Annotated in this window: 21 protein-coding genes and 4 tRNA genes; 6 read left to right on the top strand and 19 right to left on the bottom strand. The window is 63.4% G+C overall.

Going from position 1 to position 22126, the window contains the following annotated elements:
- Positions 1-280 precede the first annotated feature (280 nt).
- From rplA to CLV47_RS18165, 11 genes are all read right to left on the bottom strand, one after another.
- On the bottom strand, positions 281-991 hold the full coding sequence (gene rplA, locus CLV47_RS18215) for a 50S ribosomal protein L1 (RefSeq protein ID WP_106350537.1): 711 nt from the start codon (positions 989-991) through the stop codon (positions 281-283).
- 125 nt (positions 992-1116) lie between these two features.
- A complete protein-coding gene (gene rplK / locus CLV47_RS18210; protein ID WP_106350536.1) occupies positions 1117-1545 on the bottom strand; it encodes a 50S ribosomal protein L11 in 429 nt (142 codons plus the stop codon).
- A 194-nt stretch (positions 1546-1739) separates the two neighbouring features.
- The gene (nusG, locus tag CLV47_RS18205) at positions 1740-2609 is read right to left on the bottom strand and encodes a transcription termination/antitermination protein NusG (protein WP_238145505.1); all 870 of its coding nucleotides are present in this window, start codon (positions 2607-2609) and stop codon (positions 1740-1742) included.
- A 111-nt stretch (positions 2610-2720) separates the two neighbouring features.
- Positions 2721-3296 (bottom strand): preprotein translocase subunit SecE, encoded by a 576-nt coding sequence (gene secE / locus CLV47_RS22545; RefSeq protein WP_106350535.1) that lies wholly within the window; start codon positions 3294-3296, stop codon positions 2721-2723.
- Between the two features lie 81 nt (positions 3297-3377).
- Positions 3378-3453: transfer RNA gene (locus tag CLV47_RS18195), tRNA-Trp, on the bottom strand.
- 129 nt (positions 3454-3582) lie between these two features.
- Positions 3583-4857: an aspartate aminotransferase type Ic gene (locus tag CLV47_RS18190; protein WP_106350534.1), complete on the bottom strand. Its 1275-nt coding sequence runs from the start codon at positions 4855-4857 to the stop codon at positions 3583-3585.
- 106 nt (positions 4858-4963) lie between these two features.
- A complete protein-coding gene (locus tag CLV47_RS18185) occupies positions 4964-5395 on the bottom strand; it encodes a MaoC family dehydratase (RefSeq protein ID WP_106350533.1) in 432 nt (143 codons plus the stop codon).
- Between the two features lie 3 nt (positions 5396-5398).
- Positions 5399-5857: a MaoC family dehydratase N-terminal domain-containing protein gene (locus tag CLV47_RS18180; protein ID WP_106350532.1), complete on the bottom strand. Its 459-nt coding sequence runs from the start codon at positions 5855-5857 to the stop codon at positions 5399-5401.
- A 110-nt stretch (positions 5858-5967) separates the two neighbouring features.
- A complete protein-coding gene (rpmG, locus tag CLV47_RS18175; RefSeq protein ID WP_106350531.1) occupies positions 5968-6132 on the bottom strand; it encodes a 50S ribosomal protein L33 in 165 nt (54 codons plus the stop codon).
- An 83-nt stretch (positions 6133-6215) separates the two neighbouring features.
- A tRNA-Met gene (locus tag CLV47_RS18170) sits at positions 6216-6288 on the bottom strand.
- A 26-nt stretch (positions 6289-6314) separates the two neighbouring features.
- A tRNA-Thr gene (locus tag CLV47_RS18165) sits at positions 6315-6387 on the bottom strand.
- Positions 6388-6840: 453 nt separating this feature from the next.
- Here CLV47_RS18165 and CLV47_RS18160 point away from each other — a divergent pair.
- A complete protein-coding gene (locus CLV47_RS18160; RefSeq protein WP_106350530.1) occupies positions 6841-7962 on the top strand; it encodes a hypothetical protein in 1122 nt (373 codons plus the stop codon).
- 110 nt (positions 7963-8072) lie between these two features.
- Here the strand turns inward: CLV47_RS18160 and CLV47_RS18155 are convergent, their stop codons facing one another.
- Both CLV47_RS18155 and CLV47_RS18150 read right to left on the bottom strand, forming a co-directional pair.
- The gene (locus CLV47_RS18155; RefSeq protein WP_106350529.1) at positions 8073-8276 is read right to left on the bottom strand and encodes a cold-shock protein; all 204 of its coding nucleotides are present in this window, start codon (positions 8274-8276) and stop codon (positions 8073-8075) included.
- 300 nt (positions 8277-8576) lie between these two features.
- Positions 8577-8657: transfer RNA gene (locus CLV47_RS18150), tRNA-Tyr, on the bottom strand.
- Positions 8658-8721: 64 nt separating this feature from the next.
- Between CLV47_RS18150 and CLV47_RS18145 the strand changes: the two genes are divergently transcribed.
- The 3 genes from CLV47_RS18145 to rfbA all read left to right on the top strand — a co-directional run bounded on the left by CLV47_RS18145 (position 8722) and on the right by rfbA (position 11706).
- Positions 8722-9213, top strand: coding sequence for a YajQ family cyclic di-GMP-binding protein (locus CLV47_RS18145; RefSeq protein ID WP_106350528.1), 492 nt, complete (start codon positions 8722-8724; stop codon positions 9211-9213).
- A 58-nt stretch (positions 9214-9271) separates the two neighbouring features.
- The gene (locus tag CLV47_RS18140; protein WP_202862680.1) at positions 9272-10702 is read left to right on the top strand and encodes an MDR family MFS transporter; all 1431 of its coding nucleotides are present in this window, start codon (positions 9272-9274) and stop codon (positions 10700-10702) included.
- A 122-nt stretch (positions 10703-10824) separates the two neighbouring features.
- Positions 10825-11706 (top strand): glucose-1-phosphate thymidylyltransferase RfbA, encoded by an 882-nt coding sequence (gene rfbA / locus CLV47_RS18135; protein ID WP_106350527.1) that lies wholly within the window; start codon positions 10825-10827, stop codon positions 11704-11706.
- On the opposite strand, the gene CLV47_RS18130 is transcribed toward rfbA, so the two are convergent.
- The 4 genes from CLV47_RS18130 to CLV47_RS18115 form a co-directional block, all read right to left on the bottom strand.
- A complete protein-coding gene (locus tag CLV47_RS18130) occupies positions 11701-14046 on the bottom strand; it encodes a [protein-PII] uridylyltransferase (RefSeq protein ID WP_106350526.1) in 2346 nt (781 codons plus the stop codon). The two genes, rfbA and CLV47_RS18130, sit on opposite strands and share 6 nt — an antisense overlap.
- Positions 14030-14368, bottom strand: a complete 339-nt coding sequence (locus CLV47_RS18125) for a P-II family nitrogen regulator (protein ID WP_106350525.1) — start codon at positions 14366-14368, stop codon at positions 14030-14032. The genes CLV47_RS18130 and CLV47_RS18125 overlap by 17 nt, the downstream gene beginning before the upstream one ends.
- A 415-nt stretch (positions 14369-14783) precedes the next feature.
- Positions 14784-15659 carry a zinc metalloprotease HtpX gene (gene htpX / locus CLV47_RS18120; protein ID WP_238145504.1) on the bottom strand — a complete coding sequence of 292 codons (876 nt, stop codon included), beginning with the start codon at positions 15657-15659 and terminating at the stop codon, positions 14784-14786.
- 59 nt (positions 15660-15718) lie between these two features.
- Positions 15719-17065, bottom strand: a complete 1347-nt coding sequence (locus tag CLV47_RS18115) for an outer membrane protein assembly factor BamB family protein (RefSeq protein WP_146135433.1) — start codon at positions 17063-17065, stop codon at positions 15719-15721.
- A 152-nt stretch (positions 17066-17217) separates the two neighbouring features.
- Here CLV47_RS18115 and CLV47_RS18110 point away from each other — a divergent pair, with 152 nt between their 5' ends.
- A complete protein-coding gene (locus tag CLV47_RS18110; RefSeq protein ID WP_106350523.1) occupies positions 17218-18783 on the top strand; it encodes a long-chain-fatty-acid--CoA ligase in 1566 nt (521 codons plus the stop codon).
- Positions 18784-18883: 100 nt separating this feature from the next.
- Here the strand turns inward: CLV47_RS18110 and CLV47_RS18105 are convergent, their stop codons facing one another.
- Together CLV47_RS18105 and CLV47_RS18100 are read right to left on the bottom strand one after the other, a co-directional pair.
- A complete protein-coding gene (locus CLV47_RS18105; RefSeq protein WP_106350522.1) occupies positions 18884-19936 on the bottom strand; it encodes an alpha/beta hydrolase in 1053 nt (350 codons plus the stop codon).
- Positions 19937-20030: 94 nt separating this feature from the next.
- Positions 20031-20342: a putative quinol monooxygenase gene (locus CLV47_RS18100; protein ID WP_170111148.1), complete on the bottom strand. Its 312-nt coding sequence runs from the start codon at positions 20340-20342 to the stop codon at positions 20031-20033.
- A gap of 67 nt (positions 20343-20409) precedes the next feature.
- On the opposite strand from CLV47_RS18100, the gene CLV47_RS18095 reads away from it, so the two are divergent.
- Complete coding sequence (locus tag CLV47_RS18095) at positions 20410-22122, top strand: AMP-binding protein (protein ID WP_106350520.1); 1713 nt, start codon at positions 20410-20412, stop codon at positions 22120-22122.
- The last annotated feature ends 4 nt before the right edge of the window (positions 22123-22126 follow it).

Here is a 22126-nt window from a genome sequence, read left to right as displayed (position 1 = left end):
ACGTTGTTCTTCTGCGGTATAGAAACCTTCTAAGGGCAAGACAATCAACTCCATGGGAATGGGTGACTGACTCACAACCAGACTGACACGTAGGGTTCCGCAGCGCTGACGCCGAAGTCTTGCTGTCGATTGGCACATTTGTACGACGATGCACAGAAGCCGGGACGCGCCGTGCGGGAGTGACGGATGAGCGGACATTCGTGACGGATCGCCGGACATTCGTGACGCAAACGAAAGTGCCCCGGACGGTCATCCGTCCGGGGCACTTACCTTAAAACGACTAGTTGTTCTCTTCCAGCAGGTTGCGGGTGCGACCGGCGTCGACCGGGATACCCGGGCCCATCGTGGTCGACCAGGCGATCTTCTTGATGAACTTGCCCTTGGATGCGGACGGCTTCGCGCGCAGGATCTCATCGAGCGCCGCGCCGTAGTTCTCGACCAGCGACTTCTCGTCGAACGAGACCTTGCCGATGATCAGGTGCAGGTTGGACTGCTTGTCGATGCGGAAGTTGATCTTGCCGCCCTTGATGTCGTTGATCGCCTTAGTGACATCCGGAGTGACGGTGCCCGTCTTCGGGTTGGGCATCAGGCCACGCGGGCCGAGCACGCGAGCGACGCGGCCCACCTTGGCCATCTGGTCCGGCGTCGCGATGGCGGCGTCGAAGTCCAGGAAGCCGTCGTTGATCTTCTCGATCAGATCGTCCGAGCCGACAACGTCAGCCCCGGCGGCCTCGGCCTCGGCAGCCTTTTCGCCGACGGCGAAGACGATGACGCGGGCGGTCTTTCCGGTGCCGTGCGGAAGGTTGACCGTGCCGCGGACCATCTGGTCTGCCTTGCGTGGATCGACTCCGAGGACCATGGCCACTTCGACGGTCGCGTCGTATTTCGTGGTCGAGGTCTTCTTGGCCAGCGCCGCCGCCTCAAGCGGGCTGTACAGCTTCTCGCGGTCGATCTGCTCTGCTGCCGAGCGGTATGCCTTGCTGCGCTTCATGTGTTCTCCAGAGTTTCAGCGCCGGACGCGTGTCCTGGCGTTCATGGGTGCGTGGTACGTCGAGCCAGCGCGTGGCCCTCCCACGGGTGTACGACGCCGCGGGTGCCGCGTCGTACTAACGGGCACTAGCCGACGGTGATGCCCATCGAGCGTGCGGTGCCCGCGATGATCTTTTCGGCCTGGTCAAGGTCGTTGGCGTTGAGGTCGTCCATCTTCTGCTCGGCGATCGCGCGGACCTGATCACGGGTAACCTTCGCGACCTTGTTCTTGTGCGGCTCACCGCTGCCCTTAGCGACGCCAGCTGCTTTGAGCAGCAGCCGTGCGGCCGGCGGGGTCTTGGTGATGAACGTGAACGAGCGATCCTCGTAGACCGAGATCTCGACCGGTACGACGTTGCCGCGCTGCGACTCTGTCGCGGCGTTGTAGGCCTTGCAGAACTCCATGATGTTGACACCGTGCTGACCGAGCGCGGGACCAACCGGCGGAGCCGGGGTTGCTTGACCAGCCTGGATCTGAAGTTTGATCAGGCCGGCGAGTTTCTTCTTGGGAGGCATCTCTTGCTTACCGTTTCTTCGTAGAACCGTGAGTAGTACGTCGGTTACCTGGGCGCTCGGGTCAGTTCGGCACGACCAGTGCGCGGTGCGGGCAACCTATCAAGAGTACGCGTTATCGGCGTACCGCACGAGTCCGGGCAGTGAATATCACAACGGCGGTCTCGTGCCGTTGGCGAGCGTCGTCGTGACGTTCGCTAGATCTTGCTGACCTGGTTGAACGACAGCTCGACCGGAGTCTCGCGGCCGAAGATCGAAACCAGGACCTTGAGCTTCTGCTGCTCGGGCATGACCTCGCTGATCGAGGCCGGCAGCGTCGCAAACGGGCCGTCCATGACGGTGACCGACTCGCCGATCTCGAAGTCGACCTCGATCGCGCTGGCGGCGGGTGCACCCGAGGTGGTGCCGCCGGCAGTGGTCTCGGCCGGTGCGGGCGCCGTGCGCACGATCATCTTCACGACGTCATCGAGCGGCACCGGTGACGGACGGGACATGCCCCCGACGAATCCGGTGACGTTAGGCGTGTTGCGTACGACGTTCCACGACTCGTCGGTCAGGTCCATCCGCACCAGCACATACCCGGGGTACGGCTTGCGGTTGACCTTCACCTTCTTGCCGTTCTTGATTTCGGTGACCTCTTCGTTGGGGACCTGCACCTCGAAGATGTAGTCCTCCATGTCGAGGGTCTCGCGACGCGACTCGATGTTGGTCTTCACTCGGTTTTCGTAGCCGGCGTACGAGTGCACGACGTACCAGTCGCCGATGATCGACCGCTCGCGTAGCTCCGCTTCCTCGTCTGGCTCGGCCGCGTCCTCTTCCGTCGCGGACTCGGCTGCGTCGCTGGCCGCGGGCTCGGTCGCGGCCGCGGAGTCGTCCTCGGCCGGCGCCGCTTCGGGCGCCGGGTCTGCGGGCGGTTCTTCGACGGACGCGTCTGCCACAGCCGCGTCATCGTTAGCCGCGTCGCCGTCGGTAGATGCCGGTACGTCGTTAGCCGCCTCGTCGGCGATCGTCAGCGGAGCGCTCGTCGTATCTTCGGCGCCTTCGGTATCGAAGTCTTGCTCTGCCACCGGAATTTACTCACTTCCTTGTTGTTGTCGATCGATTATTCGCTGGGTATCGAACGTTGTCGACCGACCGGGTTACCAGCTCAGGTGCCCTGTTTGGGCGTCGTCGCGGTCTTAACCAAAGATCTTCATCATTAGGTTCGAGATGCCGAGGTCGTAGAAGCCGATTGCCGCGACCAGGAATACAACGAAGATAAGCACGACGGTCGTGTAGGTGATCATCTGCTTGCGAGTCGGCCACACGACCTTGCCAAGCTCGGCAGCGGACTCCCGGACGAACCGCACGGGACCACCGGTCGGGGTGCGCGCGGCCGACTTGCTCGCGGCCGGCTTCTTCGTGCCGGCGCTCTTCTTCGCCTTGTCGGACTTGCTCTTCTTAGCGGTTTTGCTCTTCTTGTCGTTCTTGGCGGCCGCTACCTCGTCGTCGTCCTCTTCGAGTTCCTCTTCATCAAGGTCCTCGTCGGAGTCGGCCTCCTCGTCAAAGTCATCGGAGTCCTCGTCATCGGAGTCCACGTCGTCGTCAAGGTCTTCGCCGTCGTCGATCTCGTCGTCTGAGTCGTCGGACCCGTCGTCGAGTTCACTTTCGGCGGCCTCGTCGGGCTCCGGCAGATCTTTCTGCGAATCGGCACCGGCATTGGCATCGGTGTTGCGACCGGTTTGCCCGGGCTTACGCCGAGATGACTTCGCCACTCGTTGCCTTCCATCCTTCGCCGACCTGGATCGACGTATCGCCGTACAACCGCCCGCAGGTGTCAAGACACCGACGAACGCTGGCAGGGGTGACAGGACTCGAACCTGCAACCTGCGGTTTTGGAGACCGCTGCTCTACCAATTGAGCCACACCCCTATGCGCTACACCCTCTTCGCGCCGGTTACGGGCACGCCAGGGCAGGAGCCAATGGCTCCGGCGCGAAGAGTCTACCCCGGCCCGCGACGACACCGGAACGGGCACCGGCGCGGGACCTGAGGTCGACAACTAGCCGGCGAGTAGCTTCTCGGTCGCGGCCAGCAGGACACACGTCGAGAGGCCCTCGATAGCGGCCGAAACCTCCTCGGGCAACGGGAAGGTAGGGGCGATCCGGATGTTGCGATCGCGCGGGTCCTTGCCGTACGGGTACGCCGAACCGGCACCGGTCATCACGATTCCGGCCTCCTTGGCCAGCTGTACGACGCGCGTCGCCGTACCGTCGAGCACGTCGAGGCTGATGAAGTACCCACCCAGCGGGTGCGTCCACGTGGCGGCGTCGTACTTGCCGAGCCGTTCGTCGAGGATGGCGAGCGCCTGCTCGAACTTCGGCGCGATGATCTCGCGGTGCTTGCGCATCAAGTCGCGTACGCCGTCGGGGCTTTGCAGGAAGCGCGCGTGCCGCAGGTGGTTGACCTTGTCCGGGCCGATAGTCCGCTTGGCCAGGTTGCCGAGATACCAGCTGACGTTGGCCGGCGAGCCGGCGAAGAAGGACACTCCGCTCCCGGCGTACGTGATCTTGGACGTCGAGGCGAACACGAAGACTCGGTCCGGGTTGCCGGCGGCCGCGGCTAGGCCGAGTACGTCCAAGGCCGGGGTTTCGGTGTCGCTCAGGTGGTGTACGGCGTAGGCGTTGTCCCAGAAGATCCGGAAGTCCGGCGCCGCCGTCGGCATCGAGACGAGGGCTTGGGTGACCTGCTCGGTGTAGACCGCGCCGGTTGGGTTGGCGTACGTCGGAACTACCCACATCCCCTTGATTTGCGGGTCGTCGGCGACCAGTCGGGTAATCGCATCGAGGTCCGGGCCGTTGTCGAACATGTCGACCGGGATCATCTCGATGCCGTACTGCTCGCAGAGCGCGAAGTGCCGGTCGTAGCCCGGTGCAGGGCATAGAAACTTGACCGGGCCACTGCCCCACGGCTGCTCCGAGCTCGCGGTGCCCTTCAGCAGCGAGTAGACGATCGTGTCGTGCATGATCGCCAGGCTGGAGTTGTCGCCCGCGACGAGCTGGTCGACTGGCACGTTGATCAGCGGCGCAAAGATCTCCCGGATCTCCGGAAGTCCTTGTGTGCCGCCATAGTTGCGTACGTCGGTGCCCGCAGCGTCGACAGTCTGGCCCTCACCAGGCAGCGCGAGCAGCGCGTTAGACAGGTCGAGCTGAGCCTGCGACGGCTTACCACGCGTCAGGTCGAGCCCCAGGCCCTTGGCGACTAGTTCGTCGTACGCCGCACGCTGTTCAGTTTGGAGTTGGGTGAGATCTTCGCTGCTCAGATCGGTCAGGCTCATCGAGTTCGATTTCCATCAGTCAAAGGGACTTGGTCATCACGATTCTATCGACCGAGCGGGCCTACCCTGAACCTAATATCGAGTGCGGTTGGTCATGCGTGGCCGCTTAGGCGAGCCGGACGACCGCGCGCGCCAGTGACAGCACCTTGGCCCCGTCGCATTTAACGACGAGGTCCACCCGGGCCTGGTTGTCCTCGAGCTTCTGCGACACCCGGCCGGTGATGACCAGTGTCGCGCCAGTGTCATCGTCGGGCACCGGCACCGGCCGAGAGAAGCGAACGGCGTACTCGAGTACTCGCCCCGGGTCGCCGACCCACGCGGTGACCGCATTGGCCGCCTTCGCCATCGTCAGCATGCCGTGCGCGATGACCCCGGGCAGTCCGACCGCGGTGGCGGTCCGGTCGTTCCAATGAATGATGTTGAAGTCGCCGGAGGCGCCGGCGTACCTGACCAGGTCGGCGCGGGTGACCTGAATCGTCGTCTCGGGCAGTTCGGTGCCGACCTCTATATCGGCGTACGCCGGAATAGCTACGCTCATCGCTCAGGCCTCCTTCGCTGACGTACCGCGGGCGGCCAGCTTGGTGATGGCGGTCAGCACGTGCTCGCCGTCGACCGTGGACAATTCGGCTCGAGTGGTGAGTACGTCGTTGCCGGCGATCGACTTGATCTCGTCGATGTGCAGGACACCCACGAGCTCGTCACCGGCATGAATCGGGCGCGTGTGGATGAATTTCTGATCGCCGTGCACGACCTTGCTGTAGTCCAACCCGAGGTCCGGGTCGGCTATGACCTGCCCGGAGATGTCCATCGAGACGACAATCGCGAACGTCGGCGGCGCGATGACGTCGGCGTACCCGGCCGCGATCGCCGCGTCTCGGTCAAAATAGAGCGGGTTGAGGTCACCGATTGCGGTTGCGAACTCACGGATTTTTTCGCGACCGACCTCGTAGGGTCTGCTCGGCGGGTACTCACGGCCAATGAACGACTGATCTAGGGACACCCGCACAGCCTAGCGAATTGGATGCCAAGCGAATACAACAAGCCGAGAACGCAACAAGCAGGGCCGCCGTTCGGTGAGGAACGGCGACCCTGCTAGGTGGTCAAACGCTGTTAGCGAGTCTCGCGATGCGTCGTGGACTTGCGGCACGTGGGGCAGAACTTCTTCAGCTCCAAGCGATCAGGGTCATTGCGCCGGTTCTTCCGCGTGATGTAGTTGCGGTTCTTGCACTCCTGGCAAGCCAGCGTGATCTTCGGTCGTACGTCGGTGGCAGCCACTGCGTGCCTCTCTCATGTCTCGTTGCGGTTCGCTTCATAGGTGAATCCTGCGAAGCGGAACTCGGTTGTTCATTTGCGGTAAGTAGCCGTGACCGGACTTGAACCGGTGACCACACGATTATGAGTCGTGCGCTCTACCAACTGAGCTACACGGCCGCAGCAGTGCCAAACTGCGACACCAGAGCCCCTTTACGGAATCGAACCGTAGACCTTCTCCTTACCATGGAGACGCTCTGCCGACTGAGCTAAAGGGGCGTCGTACTACGTGGTCGCGAACGGTCCTGCCAGTGGTACTTCTTAGTGATATCCGGCTGGGGTTCGCCCGCGATGGGCAGACCATAAGAGGTTACACGAAACGCCCGGGTGGAATCGACGGGGGCGGCTGTGATCCGCGACAACGCACTTTGGCGCCACTCCCCTCGCCCGAGCCACCGCTGTCGGCGATCTTGACGGCCAAAGCGCTATCTATCTGGCGCGTCATCATTTACCTTGACTGCATGGCCGGGGCGCGCCGGTTCGGACCGCTGACCTGGAAAGAATTTCTGGTGGCCGTGGATCCGTTCCACGCAGGCATACGTCGTATCGCCGTTCGCCTCGCTCAGCAACTAGGCAGTCGAGCGGCACCACCTAAACAGCACCACCTGACAGAACAGCTCCATCAAATAGCAAGCATTTTCATTTACTCGAATACTTTCGTAAGGAACGATCATGGACACGTATGACAGCGGTTCGGACTACGACGCAAGCGCACCGGACACCAGCAGCTATGACTCGGGCTACGGCGACGACGGCAGCATCAATGTCGGCATCGAAGACGGGCAGTCCGTCGACCTCAACGGCGACGGCATCGCCGACGGCATCGCCCAGGTTGACTACTCCGACACCAACGGTGACGGTATCGACGACGCGGCCACCGTCACTGTCGTCTCCGACACCAATGGCGACGGGGTGGACGACTCGGTCGTGATCATGGACCAATACGACACCAACGGCGACGGCTACGGTGACGAGGTCCAGATTTCGTACGGCTCGGACACCGACGGCGATGGCGAGGTCGACCAGTCCAACTACGCTTCCGGCCAGATCATCAACACGCCGGTCGACACCGACGGCGACGGCAAGGCCGACACCGTCGATCAGCAGGTTGTCTGGGACGACTCAGGCTCGGGCAGCGACTCGGGCTCGAGCAGCGCCGCAAGCTCGGCCTCGGGATCGCCCGGCTCCGGATCTTCTGATGCGCAGTTCGGGGACAACAGCGGCTCCGGCTCGAACTCCGGGGGCAACTACGCGTCGGACTCCGGTGCGGCCTATGACTCCCAGGGCTCGGCCTCGCAGAATGCGAGCTCGGACTCGTATGACGCTAAAAGTGAGTCCTCGGACGACACTTACTACAAGTCGACCACCACGACGACCACTACAACGACCGAGTACGGCTCTTCGTCGGACTCCTCCGACTCGGCTTCGGCGCAGTCCTCGGATGCCTCGCAGAGCGGGCAGTACAGCGACTCCGGAGCGGCCTACGACAGCAGCGCTGGAAGCGACTACGCATCCAGCGAGGGCTCCGCTGCGTCGGCAAGCGGCTCGGAGACCATCACCGCCACGGTCAACGGCCAGCAGGTTGCCATCGACGCGACTTACGACATCGATGGCGACGGCGATGCTGATGCCGGAGTCGTAGAGACCGCGGACGGCAATTACGTCGTCATCGCCGATACCAACGATGACGGCGCGGCCGATCAGGCAGTGCTCACCGACGCACAGGGCAACGTGCTCGACTCGGCGTACGTCGATCCGGCCACCGGTCAGTGGGTGGACGGCCCGACCAAGTAGGTCGATACACAGCAACCAAAAAGAAGGGCCCCGCCGAAGCGGGGCCCTTCCTTTTTTGTGCCTAGGTGGTGTGGCGCGAACCTAGATCCGCGCTACACCGAGAACCTAGGTCAGGCAAGCTCGATGTTGACTGCCTGCGGACCCTTGGGGCCCTGCTCGGTCTCGAACGTGACCTTCTGGTTCTCCTCAAGCGAGCGGTAGCCGCTCGCGTTGATCGCGGAGTAGTGGGCGAAAACGTCAGCGCTGCCATCTTCGGGAGCAATGAAGCCGAAGCCCTTTTCAGCGTTGAACCATTTCACTGTGCCTGTTGCCATCTGCAATCCTTCTGTTTCAAGGCTTGATCCCGACGTTCGCGGAGCCTTAAGTCGCGGTGTACGTAGCGGCTTCTACAGAAAAAGCGGCACTTCCCGAGGATTCGGGCTTTGCCGCTTGAAAAACAAAACGCGCAACACTACAACTACGGTTCATTCTACACACCGCACTCGCTCAGACACCAAGCGCTGTGACGTACGCCGCAGCCCGGCCCGTCGAGGAGCCGCCAACGGGTTGAGCACCGGCCGCCGAATCAGAGGAGCCGGCCGCCACATTGCTGTGACGACCGGCTCTCATTTGGGTGGCAGGTGAAGGATTTGAACCTTCGAAGCTTGCGCGGCTGATTTACAGTCAGCTCCCTTTGGCCACTCGGGCAACCTGCCATCAGACCATCAGAAGGTAAACTCCCTAAGTCCGAGGGAACACAATACAGGAGACGAAATCTACATGGCAGACCCATCGTTCGACGTCGTGAGCAAGGTCGACCGCCAAGAGGTGGATAACGCGCTAAACCAGGCAGCGAAGGAACTTTCGCAGCGTTTCGACTTCCGCGGGACGAACACCCGGATCGACTGGGCCGGCGACAACGCAATCGCTCTGTCCTCCGACACCGACGAGCGCATCCTCGCCGGCCTGGAGGTCTTCAAAGAAAAACTCATCAAACGTGGAATCAGTCTCAAGGCACTCGATGCTGGAGAGCCCGCTTCCTCCGGCAAGGGATACAAGCTGTCGGCGACGATTCTCGAGGGCATCGAGTCGGACAAGGCCAAGCAGATTTCCAAGACGATCCGCGACGCGGGACTCAAAGGCGTACAGGCGCAGATCCAGGGCGACCAACTGCGCGTGTCTGCCAAGAAGAAAGACTCGCTACAAGAGGTCATCTCGATGCTGAAGGGCGAGGACTTCGGGATCGCCCTTCAGTTCACCAACTACCGCTAGCGGACACCGATCGCCAGCATCAGTTGGGCGCCGATGAGAATCGTGGTTTTCTGGTCTCGTGGCAAGAACGCAGCGTGATCACCGCACCCCGGTACTGTTCGCGCTGATCCTCTCCATGGCCCTGGTAGCCATGGACACCACGATCGTCGCCACCGCAATCCCCCAGGTCGTCGATGACCTCGGCGGGTTCTCGCAGGTCGGTTGGGTCTTCTCTGTCTATCTGCTGGCGCAGACCGTCACGATCCCGATCTACGGCAAGCTCGCGGACTTGTACGGACGCAAGCCGATTTTGGTCATCGGCGTCATCGTGTTCCTGGTCGGCTCGTTGCTCTCGGCCTCAGCATGGAACATGGTGGCGCTGATCGCCTTTCGCGCCCTGCAGGGGATCGGTGCGGGGTCCATCGGCGCAACGGTCAACACCGTCGCCGGCGACCTTTACAGTGTCCAGGAACGGGGCCGGATACAAGGCTATCTTTCCAGCGTGTGGGGCATCGCCGCCGTCGTGGCACCGGCGATCGGCGGCCTGTTCGCGCAGTATGCGTCGTGGCGCTGGATCTTCCTGGTCAATCTGCCCATCGGTGCGATCGCGCTATTCCTGATCGTGCGCCTGCTGCATGAGGACGTCGTGCGTCGTAAACACCGAATCGACTACGCCGGCGCCGGGCTGGTGTTGGTGTCCACGGGACTGCTGATCCTCGGGCTGCTACAAGGTGGTACGTCGTGGGCTTGGTTGTCACCGGCCAGTTTCGTGACCTTCGCGTTGGCCATCGTTGCCGGTGCGGCCGCGATCTGGGTCGAACGTCACGCGACCGAGCCGATGCTGCCGATGTGGCTGTGGACCAAGCGGGTCAACGTCGGCTCGTACGCCGCCACCCTCACCGCGGGGCTGATGGTGATCGGCCTGTCTGTCTACCTGCCCAACTGGGCCCAGACGGTGCTCGGACTGAGCCCGGTCGCCGCGGGATTCGTGCTGGCGGTGATGAGCATGACCTGGCCGACAGCGTCCGGACTGTCCGCGCGCCTCTACCTGCGGATCGGTTTTCGCAATACCGCGCTAATCGGGTCGGGGTTCGCGATCGCCTCGGGCGTGGTGTTCACCTTGATGGGCCCGCAGGCGCAGGTATGGCAACCGATCGTCGGCAGCGCGTTGATGGGAGCCGGCATGGGGCTGATCGTCGCCCCCTTGCTCGTCGGCCTCCAAAGCACCGTGGGCTGGTCGCAGCGTGGCACCATCACCGGCGGCGCCATGTTTTCTCGTTTCCTCGGGCAGAGCCTCGGAGCGGCCGTGTTCGGCGCCGTCACCAACACGGTCTTGCGCCAGCAGCACGGCCAGAGCCAGTCGGCTGCGATGAGCGCCTCGACGCATGCGGTGTTTATCGGGTTGTTGCTGGCCGCGGTGGCGACCGCGCTCATCCTGGCGCTCGTCGTTCCTCGACACTTTCCCAGCATCGCCACCACGAGTCAGCCGAACGTCGAACCCGCTGGCTGAGCTCCGCGGCATGGCACCCCGTCCCCGTTAGAGTCAACGGAGCGTGGTTGACTCGTCAGCCCGATCCACACTCGTCAACGACTGTTAGCAGACGCGACACACTCGCGCAGGAAGGCACACGCGTGAAGGGAATCATCCTCGCCGGCGGCAGCGGCACCCGGCTCCACCCGATCACCCGCGCCACCAGCAAGCAGCTGTTGCCGGTGTACGACAAGCCGATGGTCTACTACCCCCTGTCGGTATTGATGCTGGCCGGGATCACGGACATCCTGCTGATCTCGACCCCGCACGATCTGCCGTCGTTCGAACGGCTGCTCGGCAACGGCGCGGACCTTGGCATCACGCTCTCGTACGCCGAACAAGCCGCCCCCAACGGGCTGGCCGAGGCATTCATCATCGGCCGCGAGCACGTGGGCGACGACGCTGTGGCGCTCGTCCTCGGCGACAACATCTTCTATGGGCAGAACTTCTCCAGCCTGCTGCAGCGCGAGGCGCAAAACGTCGCCGGTTGCACGCTGTTCGGCTACCAGGTCACCGATCCCGAGCGGTACGGCGTCGGCGAGTCCGACGCCGACGGCAAGCTCTTGTCGCTTGAAGAGAAGCCCGCGAAGCCGAAGTCCAACCGCGCGATCACCGGTCTTTACTTCTACGACAACCGAGTGCTGGACATTGCCGCCAACCTCGAGCCGTCCGACAGGGGCGAGCTGGAGATCACCGACGTCAACAAAAAGTACCTCGAGTACGGCGACGCGCGGCTCGTCGACCTCGGCCGCGGCTTCGCCTGGCTGGACACCGGCACCCACGACAGTCTCCTGGAGGCCGGCCAGTTCGTGCAGGTACTCGAGCACCGGCAAGGCGTGCGCATCGCGTGCCCCGAAGAAATCGCGATGCGGATGAAGTACATCGAACCGCAGGCGGCGTACGAGCTCGGCAAGGCGCTCAGCAAGTCCGAGTACGGCAAATACATCATGCGGGTAGCCGACGAGTATCAAGCCGCCCTATAGGTCACCCGACACGGCGACCGTGATAGCGGCCTCGGCACCCGCCCGAACTTCCGGTGGCACCTTCGCGCCGTCACTGGTGGTCAGGTAAAACGAGTCGACCGCGTTGGGACCGTAGGTCTCGACGACAGCGGAACGGACCAGCAGGTCGGTGCGCTGCAATCCGTCAGTGATGCGCGAAAGCAGGCCATAGGCGTCTACGGCGCGCACCTCGAGCACCGATGCTTCGGTCGCCTCGTCGTCGAACCACAGCAGCTCGGGCACTGAGCGCTCCCCTTTGCCATAGCTGGCTTCCTTGCGGGTCAGCCGTTCTGACACGTCGAGCGAACCATCGCGTACCCGGTTCATCGTGCGGGTCAGGTGCCGCTCGGTCGGCATGACCCCGAACATCGGCTCGACGAGGAAGTCGTGAATGGGGATGCCATTGGGGCGCGCAATCGAGGCGCGCCGGATGGCCAGCATCTCAAGGGCAAGTACGCCGGTGATAGACGACAACGACAGGTCTGCGGATCGGGCCGCGACGACGATCCGCGACTGGACGCCGTCGGCCGGCGCGATCGTCACGACAACCGGCGCGTCGGCATCCGCGCGGTAGGCCTCGTCGACCGATTCGATCACCTCGTCGGCGAGCACTGCGGCGTTGACCGGCGTACCGGCATGGTGGGCACGCACCTGCCGCACGAGTTCGTCGACAAGAGTCGACTTCCAGTCCGTCCACACGCCCGGCCCGGTGGCAAGCGCATCGGCCCGGGTCAGCGCCTGCAGCAGGTCGATCGTCTCGCGCGACTCGCCGAGCGTGTCCGCGACGTTTTTGCTCGTGAGCGGTTCGGTGAGGTCGCGCCGCGCCGCAGTGTGCGCCAACAGCAAGTGATGGCGCACGAGGGTCGCGATCACGCTGACGTCCGGTGGGCTGAATCCCATCCGAGTGGCGATGGCGACCGCTATTGGCGTTCCGGCCTCGCTGTGGTCGCCGGGTTGGCCTTTACCGATGTCGTGCAGCAGGGCGGCGACAAGTAGCAAGTCAGGTCGGCGTACCGACTGCTTGTTTGCATCGACCTGTATCACCGTCTCAAGCAGGTGTCGATCGACGGTAAACCGGTGTACGGCGTTGTACTGAGGACGGGAGCGCACGTAGTCCCACTCGGGAAGGTAGCGCGCGATAAGCCCGTGCTGATCCAGCGTCTCCCAGACCTGCAGTAGACCTCGACTCGCAGCGAGCAGCGCGACAAAGTCGTCGCGCATGTCGTCGGTCCAGACACCGACCTCGCGCTCCCCTTCGGCCATCAGCCGGTCCAGCGTGAACTGCGACATGACGAGATCGGCCTTCGCCGCGGCACTGGCCATCCGGATCGGGAGGCCACGGTCGGTTGCTGGGCGAGCGTCCCGCGCGAGCACGACCTCGCCGTTGTGGCTGACGACGTCCTTGGCGAGCCCGATCCGCTGTGCGGTCACTCGTTGTGTCGGCATGCGCAGTCGGGCACGCAGCGTTAAGGAGGCGGGCCTGTCAGCCGCGGCCCGTCGAAACGCCATATCCGAAGCGTGTCCGATCGAGCGGGCCGCGTCGTTCACCGATCGCAGCAACGTATCGCCGCTTTCGAAGCCGAGGGATTGGGCTATCCCACCGCGATCTTGCGCACGTAGTACGTCGGCGGCACGTCCAGCGACGCGGTGCACTTCGGCACGCACGTCCAACAGCAGCTCACGCGCCTGCTGCACGTTGGGTCGAATGTCGATGAGCTGGGCGCGGGCCAGCGCGCGAAGAATCGCCCCGTCGCGCAGTCCGCCGTACGACTGCTTGAGGTTGGGCTCTAACAGGTACGCCGCAGAGCCGAACTGCTCTTGCCGCTCGCGTGCCATCGCCCGCAGCTCCATAGCGCGGCGCGCGCCGGTGGTGCGCCAGGCCTGCGAGATCGCCGTACCCGCCTCGTCGGCGATGACTCGATCTCCCGCGATGTAACGGATATCGAGCATCCCGAGCATCACTTTGATGTCGTCGGCCGCGAGCGCGACGGTCTCGTCGACGGTGCGGACCGAATGGTCGAGGCCCAGCCCGGCATCCCAAATCGGATACCAGATCCGGTCAGCGATACTGCTGACCGCGACGGACCGCTTGTGGTGCAGCAGCAGCAAGTCGAGGTCGGAGTACGGCGCGAGCTCCGCACGCCCGTAGCTGCCAACCGCGACCAGCGCGATGCCGTCGCGTTGTGGCGTGATCTGGCGCAGCCATTCGTCGTACCGCTCGGTCAGCTCGCGCCGAATCTGCGGGCCAACCACCGAGGTGTCGGTCAATAGCCGCTCGCGCAGCCGCCGGATCGACGGTACCTCCTCAGACGGCGTCGGCATCTCGCTCGCCCGTGCGCACGCGGACGAGCGCTTCGACAGTTGTCACCCACACCTTGCCGTCACCGATCTTGCCGGTGTTGGCGGCGCGAACGATCTCGCTGACGATCTCGTCGGTGTCCTGATCGTCGGCGAGCACCTCCAGCCTGATTTTGGGCACCAGGTCGACCTCGTACTCCGAGCCACGGTAGATCTCGGTGTGGCCCTTCTGCCGACCGTAACCGGACGCCTCGCTCACGGTCATTCCGGAGACGCCGAGAGACTCGAGTGCCTCCTTGACGTCGGCCAACATGAACGGCTTAATGATCGCGGTTACCAACTTCATGACAGTTCTACTTCCTCACCTGCGGACGGTGGAAACTCCGGGGCATTCTCATTCGATAGCTCCGAACAACACTACCGACCAACGCACGCAACCAACTCACGATCGGCAGTACGTCGAATCGGACGACGCACCTAGTGTGCCGGGACTGTGTTTCGGGACGCGGCGTGCTCTGTTTCGGCTGTGTGAACAGCCGCTCCTGCAGATGACCGACCCGCCGATTCGTCACGATGCCTTTCGATCGCCTCTCAAACGGGCAAAGACAGGAAGCAGCGCTGCCGGCCGACTTCCGCTTCCTTCTCGCCGCACCAAAGCCCACATTTGTACCAATACGCAGCAAGAATTCCGTGAAACCCGCTGCACAACGGCACATTCGTGCCGATTAGCAATCGGCCAACAACGCACATGCGGGACGTACTTAGGGATCGAGGGGGCGGCGGCGGGCCATTTCCTCAAGGCGTGCGATGCGTTTGGCCATCGGCGGATGAGTGGCGAACATGTGCGCCATACCCTCGCCGCGGAACGGATTGGCGATCATCAGGTGACTGGTGCTGACCAGTCGTTCGTCCTGCTTCAGCGGATGCGCGTCGATCCCGCTCTGCAGCTTGCGTAGCGCGTTGGCCAGACCCTGCGGATCCTGCGATAATTTCGCTCCGGACTCATCGGCTTGATACTCACGGGAGCGGCTGACCGCCATCTGCACCATCCCGGCGGCGACCGGACCGAGGATCATCAGAAGCAGGCCGGCGACCGGGTTCGCGTCACCGTCACGATCCGCGCGGCCAAACAGCCCCGAGAACATCGCCATGTGCGCCACGAAGGTGATGATGCTGGCGAACGCGCCCGCGACCGACGAGATCAGGATGTCGCGGTTGTAAACGTGTGACAGCTCGTGCGCGAGTACGGCGCGCAGTTCGCGTTTGTTCAGCAGCTGCCCTATCCCCTGCGTGATGCACACGGCCGCATTGCGCGGGTTACGACCGGTGGCGAACGCGTTGGGTGCCTGTGTTGGGCTCAAATACAGCCGCGGCATGGGCTGCTTCGCCTCGGTGGACAGCTCGCGCACGATTCCGAAGATCGCCGGCGCCTCGGCCTCGGTGAGCGGGCGCGCCTTCATCGAGCGCAACGCGATCCGGTCGGAGTAGAAGTAGGCGCCGCCGTTCATGAGCACGGCGATGACGACCGCGATCGTGATCCCGGTGGTACCGAACATGGATCCGACTAGCACAATTACCGCGCCCATGCCGCCTAGCAGGAGCGCGGTCTTCAGCCCGTTGAAGTGCTTGCCCGTCACGACCTGAACAACGCGTCACCTTCGCGCCGGGTTCCGGCTGCAGGTGTGGTGCGGCGTACCTACGCGACGATGCCGTACACGGCGAACGAACCGGGATCGGTATTCGCCTTCTTCGTCGTGTCAAATACGGCGTACTTGTCGGTAACTGCGACGGCCCGGCCGGGGAGGCCAGTGGAAACAATATTTCCCGCGTAGTCCGCGGCCCCGTAACTCGGGTCGGCGCCGTACGCGCCGTAGAAGACATATCCGTTATGCACAGCAGTGATCATTTCGTCAGGGACCGAACGCTTCGATACTTTGATCGCGGCATCGCCCGAGCGGTAGGTCATTAGTCGCATCTTTCCTGGGTCACCGTCGATCGAACATGCGATTACTTCCGCGGCGGAGTCGGCTGCGCACGTCGTCGAGGTGTGACTAATGTCGGCGATCTTGGACCCGTCACTCATTCGAATCAGGAAGTTCGTCAGCTTGCCCTTCTCGACTTGCCGGACCACCAAGGCGCCGGGCGAGGCGACGACGAGTCCCGCCTGCGGGTAGGTATCGGCGAGTGTCCAGAGCTGTTTACCGCTGGTCGTGTCTAGCGCCGCCAGCGTTCCGGGCCCGTCGGCCAGTGCGCCCGGTGGCACGCTCGCGAGCACGACATCACCGACGATCTGCCGGGGCCACACGCCCGTCGTCGTCCAGAGCGTCGATCCATCGAGCGGGTTGAGCGCGATGATCTCGATCTTGTCGGGCTTGTCGAACTTCGAGCCGTACACCGCGTCCGTCGGCGCGACGACCATGAGGGCAACGCCGTCACTTGCGGTGAGGAGCAGCGCCGAGACGTCCTGGAGCTCATCGGCTTGCTCGGAGTCCTCCGCCACCGACGGCACGCCGGCGACCTTCCACAGCACCGACCCATCCACCGGCGACAAAGCCGCGACCCCTTGCTCGTCCGTCGAGTCCACCGTGCCGGGAGGACACAGACCCGACGTGCAGTCGCTTGAGTAATAGTTGACGAGCACCACCCAGTTGTCGGCGGTGCCTGCGACGTACGCCGACGAGTCCCACAGCACGGCACCGTCCCCGCCGGGCAGATCTTCGAGGGTCTTTATCGACCAGGTCACCGACCCAGTCACCGCATCGACGGCGGTGACGAAGGCAGTGCTCGAGTTGGACTCCGCGCTGCCGGTGACGATCGCGGTCTCGCCGCGGAACTGTACGTCGCTCACGTGCTTGACGGGCACCTGCTCGCTGCCCCAGGCGGGCTCCGCACTGAGCGCCACAGGCGCCAGGACCGCGGGGCTGTCAACGAAAACGTCGAACGCCGCCGGGGCTTTGACCGCGCCATCGGCGCCGCAGCCGGCGATGGCAACCAACAGGCTCGCCAACATGGCCAGGAGACACAGACGCTTGGAAGTGTGCACGCAATTCTCACTCGTTCCGATTCCGCCGGCGGATAGCACTGTGGCCTCCGACGCGACCGTCGAACCACGCGTTCCGGCTGACCCACAAGCCCTGCTCTCGAAGTATCGTGCTCGTCAGCGCACACCTGACCAGTTATTTACACGGGGGCACCATGAGCCAGGACCTAGATGAACTGAACCAGAGCCGCAGCATGAATCTCGCCGCACATTTAGCGCGGCTCGCACGTACGCTGCCGGACGCAGTCGCTTTCAAGCACGACGACGGCATCGAGGTCACGTACCGCGAACTGGACGCGCGGGTAAACCGGCTCGCCAACGCGCTCGTCGAACGAGGCGTCGGACTCGGTGACCGAGTCGCCGCGCTCATGTTCAACCGGATCGAGTTCATCGAGACCTACTGGGCCGCCTGGCGGCTCGGCGCGATCTGCGTGCCCTTCAACTTCCGACTCTCGCCACCGGAACTGGAGTATCTGCTCGACGACAGCGGTGCGAAGGTCCTCATCCTCGACGCCGTACTCGACACGGTCGACCAGATGAGCCTCAGCCAGCCGCCCTTGCGGATCTGGGTCGGTACGAACGACGGCACCCGACCGGCAGGTATCGACGCCTACGACGAGGTGCTCGCCGCCGCCTCGGATGCCCCGGCGCCCGCCGCCGGATCAGAGTGCGACACCGCCATCATCATGTACACCTCAGGCACGACCGGCCGGCCGAAGGGCGCGATGCTCACGCACGGCAACCTACTGATGCAGTCGGCCAACCTCATCCCACTGTTCAACATGACCTGGCACAGCGAGGTCAACCTCTGCGCCACGCCGCTGTTTCACATCGCCGGGATCGGATCGCTGCTACCGACATTCCTACTCGGCGGGCACACGGTGATCGCACCACTGGCCGCGTTCGACCCACAGGCGATCCTCGAGACCGTGCGCCGGTACGGCGTGACGACGTTGTTCCTCGTACCTACGCAGTGGCAGGCCGTCTGTGCGCTGCCTCCGATGGACCCGCCAATCACGTCGCTGCGGCGGATCAGCTGGGGCGCCTCACCGACCTCGATCGCGATCCTCGAAGCGATGGACCGCACCTTCCCCGGCGTCGCGAACGTCGCCGTATTCGGCCAGACCGAGATGAGCCCGGTGACCTGCGCCCTGGACGCCGAAGACGCGATCCGCAAGATCGGCTCGGTCGGTAAACCGATACCCAGCGTCGAAAGTCGCATCGTGGATGCGGCTATGCACGACGTACCGGTCGGAGAGGTCGGCGAGATCGTGTATCGCGGACCTACCCTCATGAAGGGCTACTGGAACAAGCCCGATGAGACCGCTGCTGCGTTCGCGGCCGGCTGGTTCCACTCCGGCGATCTCGTCCGCGCCGATGAAGAAGGCTTCATCTACGTAGTCGACCGGCTCAAAGACATGATCATCTCCGGCGGCGAGAACATCTACTGCGCCGAGGTCGAAGAGGTGATCCACGCGCATCCCGAGGTCGTCGAGGCCGCCGTGATCGGGCAGCCGCACGATAAGTGGGGCGAGGTACCGATCGCGATCGTCGTACGACGCCCCGACTCCACGCTGACCGAACAGACGCTGCTCGAACACTGCGCCGGCCGACTAGCGAAGTTCAAGTGGCCTCAGAGCGTCGAGTTCGTCGCCGCTCTGCCACGAAACGCCAGCGGAAAGGTCACCAAGCACACGCTGCGCGCCGACCACGCCGAGTAGCTCAGCGTTACTCGTATTCGTGGTCAGGTTGCATGCACGCTAGCCAGGTTGTCGTGACAGGGTGCGCGGGAGCGGACCCTCGGATAGAAGGCCACGCCGACTACTGGTTACTTGTGTGCGCTTCGAGGAACGCGACGGTGCGATCCAACGCATTTTGTCCGGCGCTGTCGTCCAAGTTGAACTGGTACTCGTGCGGGAGTTTTGGCGTGTAGTCGGCCGGGTAGAACAACGAGTCGACCGAGACGCCGAGTGACTGGAGCTTCTTAGCCATCTCCTTGCCCTGGGGTGTCAACGGATCGGCGTTCCCGCCGGAAATGTACGTCGGAGGGAACTGACCGTCGACGTTGTCGACGACAGACATCTCCGTCAGTTTGGCCTGCGACGGATTCCTGCTGCCGAGGTACGACCAAACGACCGTCCGGATGAACACCCCGGCGATGCCGCCGGTATTGAGATTGAACGCGTGCGCGTCATAAGCACCGCAGTTGAGGACTGTTCCGACCAGATTGTCAGGGTTCAGCGTCGATCCGATGCCCACCAGATCGGCGTACTCGTCATTGGTGGTAATAGCCGCAACCTGCGAGGCGATCTGCGCTCCGGCCGAATCCCCGGCGAGGACGATCTGGGTCGGGTCAATGTGCAGCTTCGCCGCGTTCTTCTGTACGTACGCCAGCGCTTGCATCACCTGCACGATGGGCGTGGGGTATTGCTCGCCCGGTGCGATCGAGTAGTTGGGTCCGACGACGGTATATCCCTTAGAAGCCAGTATTTTCAGGTAGTTGGCGATCTCGGATTTATCGCCGGCGACCCATCCGCCGCCGTGGATCCAGACCACGGTTGGCAATGCGGCCGAAGTGTCCTTGATCTTGGTCGGGAAGAAAACGTCGAGCGTGGTGTCCGGGCCGTCGGCGCCGTACTGCTGGTTGAGCATCGAAGTGACGCCGCCCGGGACATGTTTCTCGAGGGCGCTCGACATCTTCGACCCACCGATGCTGAACAGCGCCCGGACGAGCAGCGCACCGGGCCACGGGCTGAGGGTCAGCGCGGCCGCGACCCCCACGACGATCGTCAGCAGAATACTGACGATCCAGATGATGATCCGCAACCATCGGCTCCTGGTAGGACGATGTTTTTGGGCTGTTTGCTCGGTCATTACATGTGTATAGCGAACAATGCGGTCGTCAGCGCGGATAACCACGCCAACGACCGCATCGTTCGATGCGAAATCGCTAGTTTGTTAAAGCTCGCTAGAGCTGGCCCTTAGCCGGGTCGCCCATCGGCGCCGGCCGGAGTGGCAGGATCGTCGCCGGCTCGGAGACGAGATCCTTGGTGGCCGCCTGGAGCTTCTTGATCGCGGCGCCCTCGGCATGCGCACCGAGCGCCTCCTTGTCCGCCCAGGTCTCGATCAGGAAGACCCGACCGTCCTTGGTGCTGTGGTACGCGTAGCGTTCGCAGCCGGACTCGGCGTGCACTTCCGGGACGATATCGGTGATGGCAGCAAGCAGGTCATCTTTACGACCGTCGATAGGCTTGTACTCAACGAGTAGAACAATGGACATTGACGGGGCCCTTTCCAGTGGCGAAGGTGTCTCCATAGTCCTACCACGCAGGCCGAAGGGGTCGAGGATGACGGTCACCGAGGAACAGTCCGAGCTTGTCGCGCTATTGGAGTACGACGGCGCAACGATCGTCGAGGCGATCGACCGCAATGCGCGCGAGCGTGGCGACCGGTTGGCGTTGCATTACGGCGAAACCGGCGAACGACTGAACTTTGCGCAGTTCGGCGCGCTGACCGACAACGTCGCGGGCAACCTGCATCGGATGGGCTTAGATCGCGGTAGCCGGGTCAGCGTGCTGACGACAAACCCGATGGCCGCATCAACCACCATGGTCGGCATCTGGAAAGCGGGCTGCGTCTACGCTCCGGTCAACTTCCAGTACAGCGGAGCGCTTCTCGCGTACCAACTCGGGGACACCGCCCCCGACTTGCTCATCGTGGACGCCGCACTTCTGCCGACCGTAGCGGCAGTATGGGGCGAGCTCACGAAAAAGCCGATAGTGGCGGTCATCGGCGACGACCCCGGCATCGACGGAATTGACGTCCTGTCGTACGCCGATCTGACCACCGAATCGCCGCGACCTCAGCTTGAGATCGCCTTCGACGATCCGGCCAACATCGTCTACACCTCGGGCACAACTGGGCCCTCCAAGGGCGTCCTACAGAACCACCGGTGGATCACCCAATACACGTGGGGATTTCGACGGAGACTGACCGACGACGACATCCTCTACAACGATCTGCCGATGTACCACGTGGGCGGCGCTATCGCGAACGTCGGCGCGGCGCTGTGGGTCGGCGCGGGCAGCTGTCTGTGGGACCGCTTCTCCCCCAGCGACTTTTGGCGACGCATCACCGATGGGTCATGCACCATGGCAATCCTCCTGGACGTCATGATCCCGTGGCTGAGCGCCGCACCCGAGCAGCCTGATGACCGCAATAACCCGCTCAACAAGGCCCACATGCAACCCCTGCCGATCGGTCATCAAGCGTTCGCGCAGCGGTTCGGCATCGACACCGTCAGCGCCGGATTCGGACAAACCGAAAGCGGGGCCCTGATCTTCGGGATGCTCAACGAGTGCGAGCCGGGCTCAGGCACGCCGGAAACGCTCTACCGGGGTAAGCCCCTGGACGCGCTGATCCAGGACAACCTCGACAACGGGCTGCCTGCCGTCGATGGCGCGGCCGTGACTCGAAAAGCATGGATGGGCAAGGCCGGACCCTTCGTCGAGGTCGCCATACTGGATGAACGCGACCAACCCGTCGCGCCGGGCACCGTCGGGCATCTCGCGTTGCGATCGAAGCTGCCGTCACTACTGTTCGTCGAGTACATCGGAAAGCCCGAAAAGACGGTCGAAGCGTGGAGCAATCTCTGGTTCCACACGGGCGACTCTGCAATGCAGGACGAGACCGGAGACATCTTCTTCATGGACCGTCTCGGCGATCGAATCCGGGTCCGCGGCGAAAACGTCTCCAGCGTCCACGTGGAGGACCTCGTCGGAGCACATCCAGCCGTCGGTGTCTGTGCAGTTGTCGGCGTACCCAGCGCCGAAGGCAACGAAGACGACATCGCCGCTTTCGTGCAACTCGTCGAGGGTGCCACCGTCACAGAAGAGGAACTGCGCGCCCACAGCGAGAAACAAATGCCTAAGTTCATGCGACCCAAGCACTATCGGATCGTCACCGAGATCCCGAAGACCCCGACGAACAAGATTGAGAAGCACAAGCTACGGATGAGTCTCCGGGCCGAGCTCGAAAAACAGCGCGACGGCGGCTCATAGGGTC

The organism is Antricoccus suffuscus (assembly GCF_003003235.1).
Taxonomy (GTDB): Bacteria; Actinomycetota; Actinomycetes; order Mycobacteriales; family Antricoccaceae; genus Antricoccus; species Antricoccus suffuscus.
Note: the sequence above shows the minus strand (reverse complement) of the source record. Positions and strands in the feature narration are given on the sequence as shown.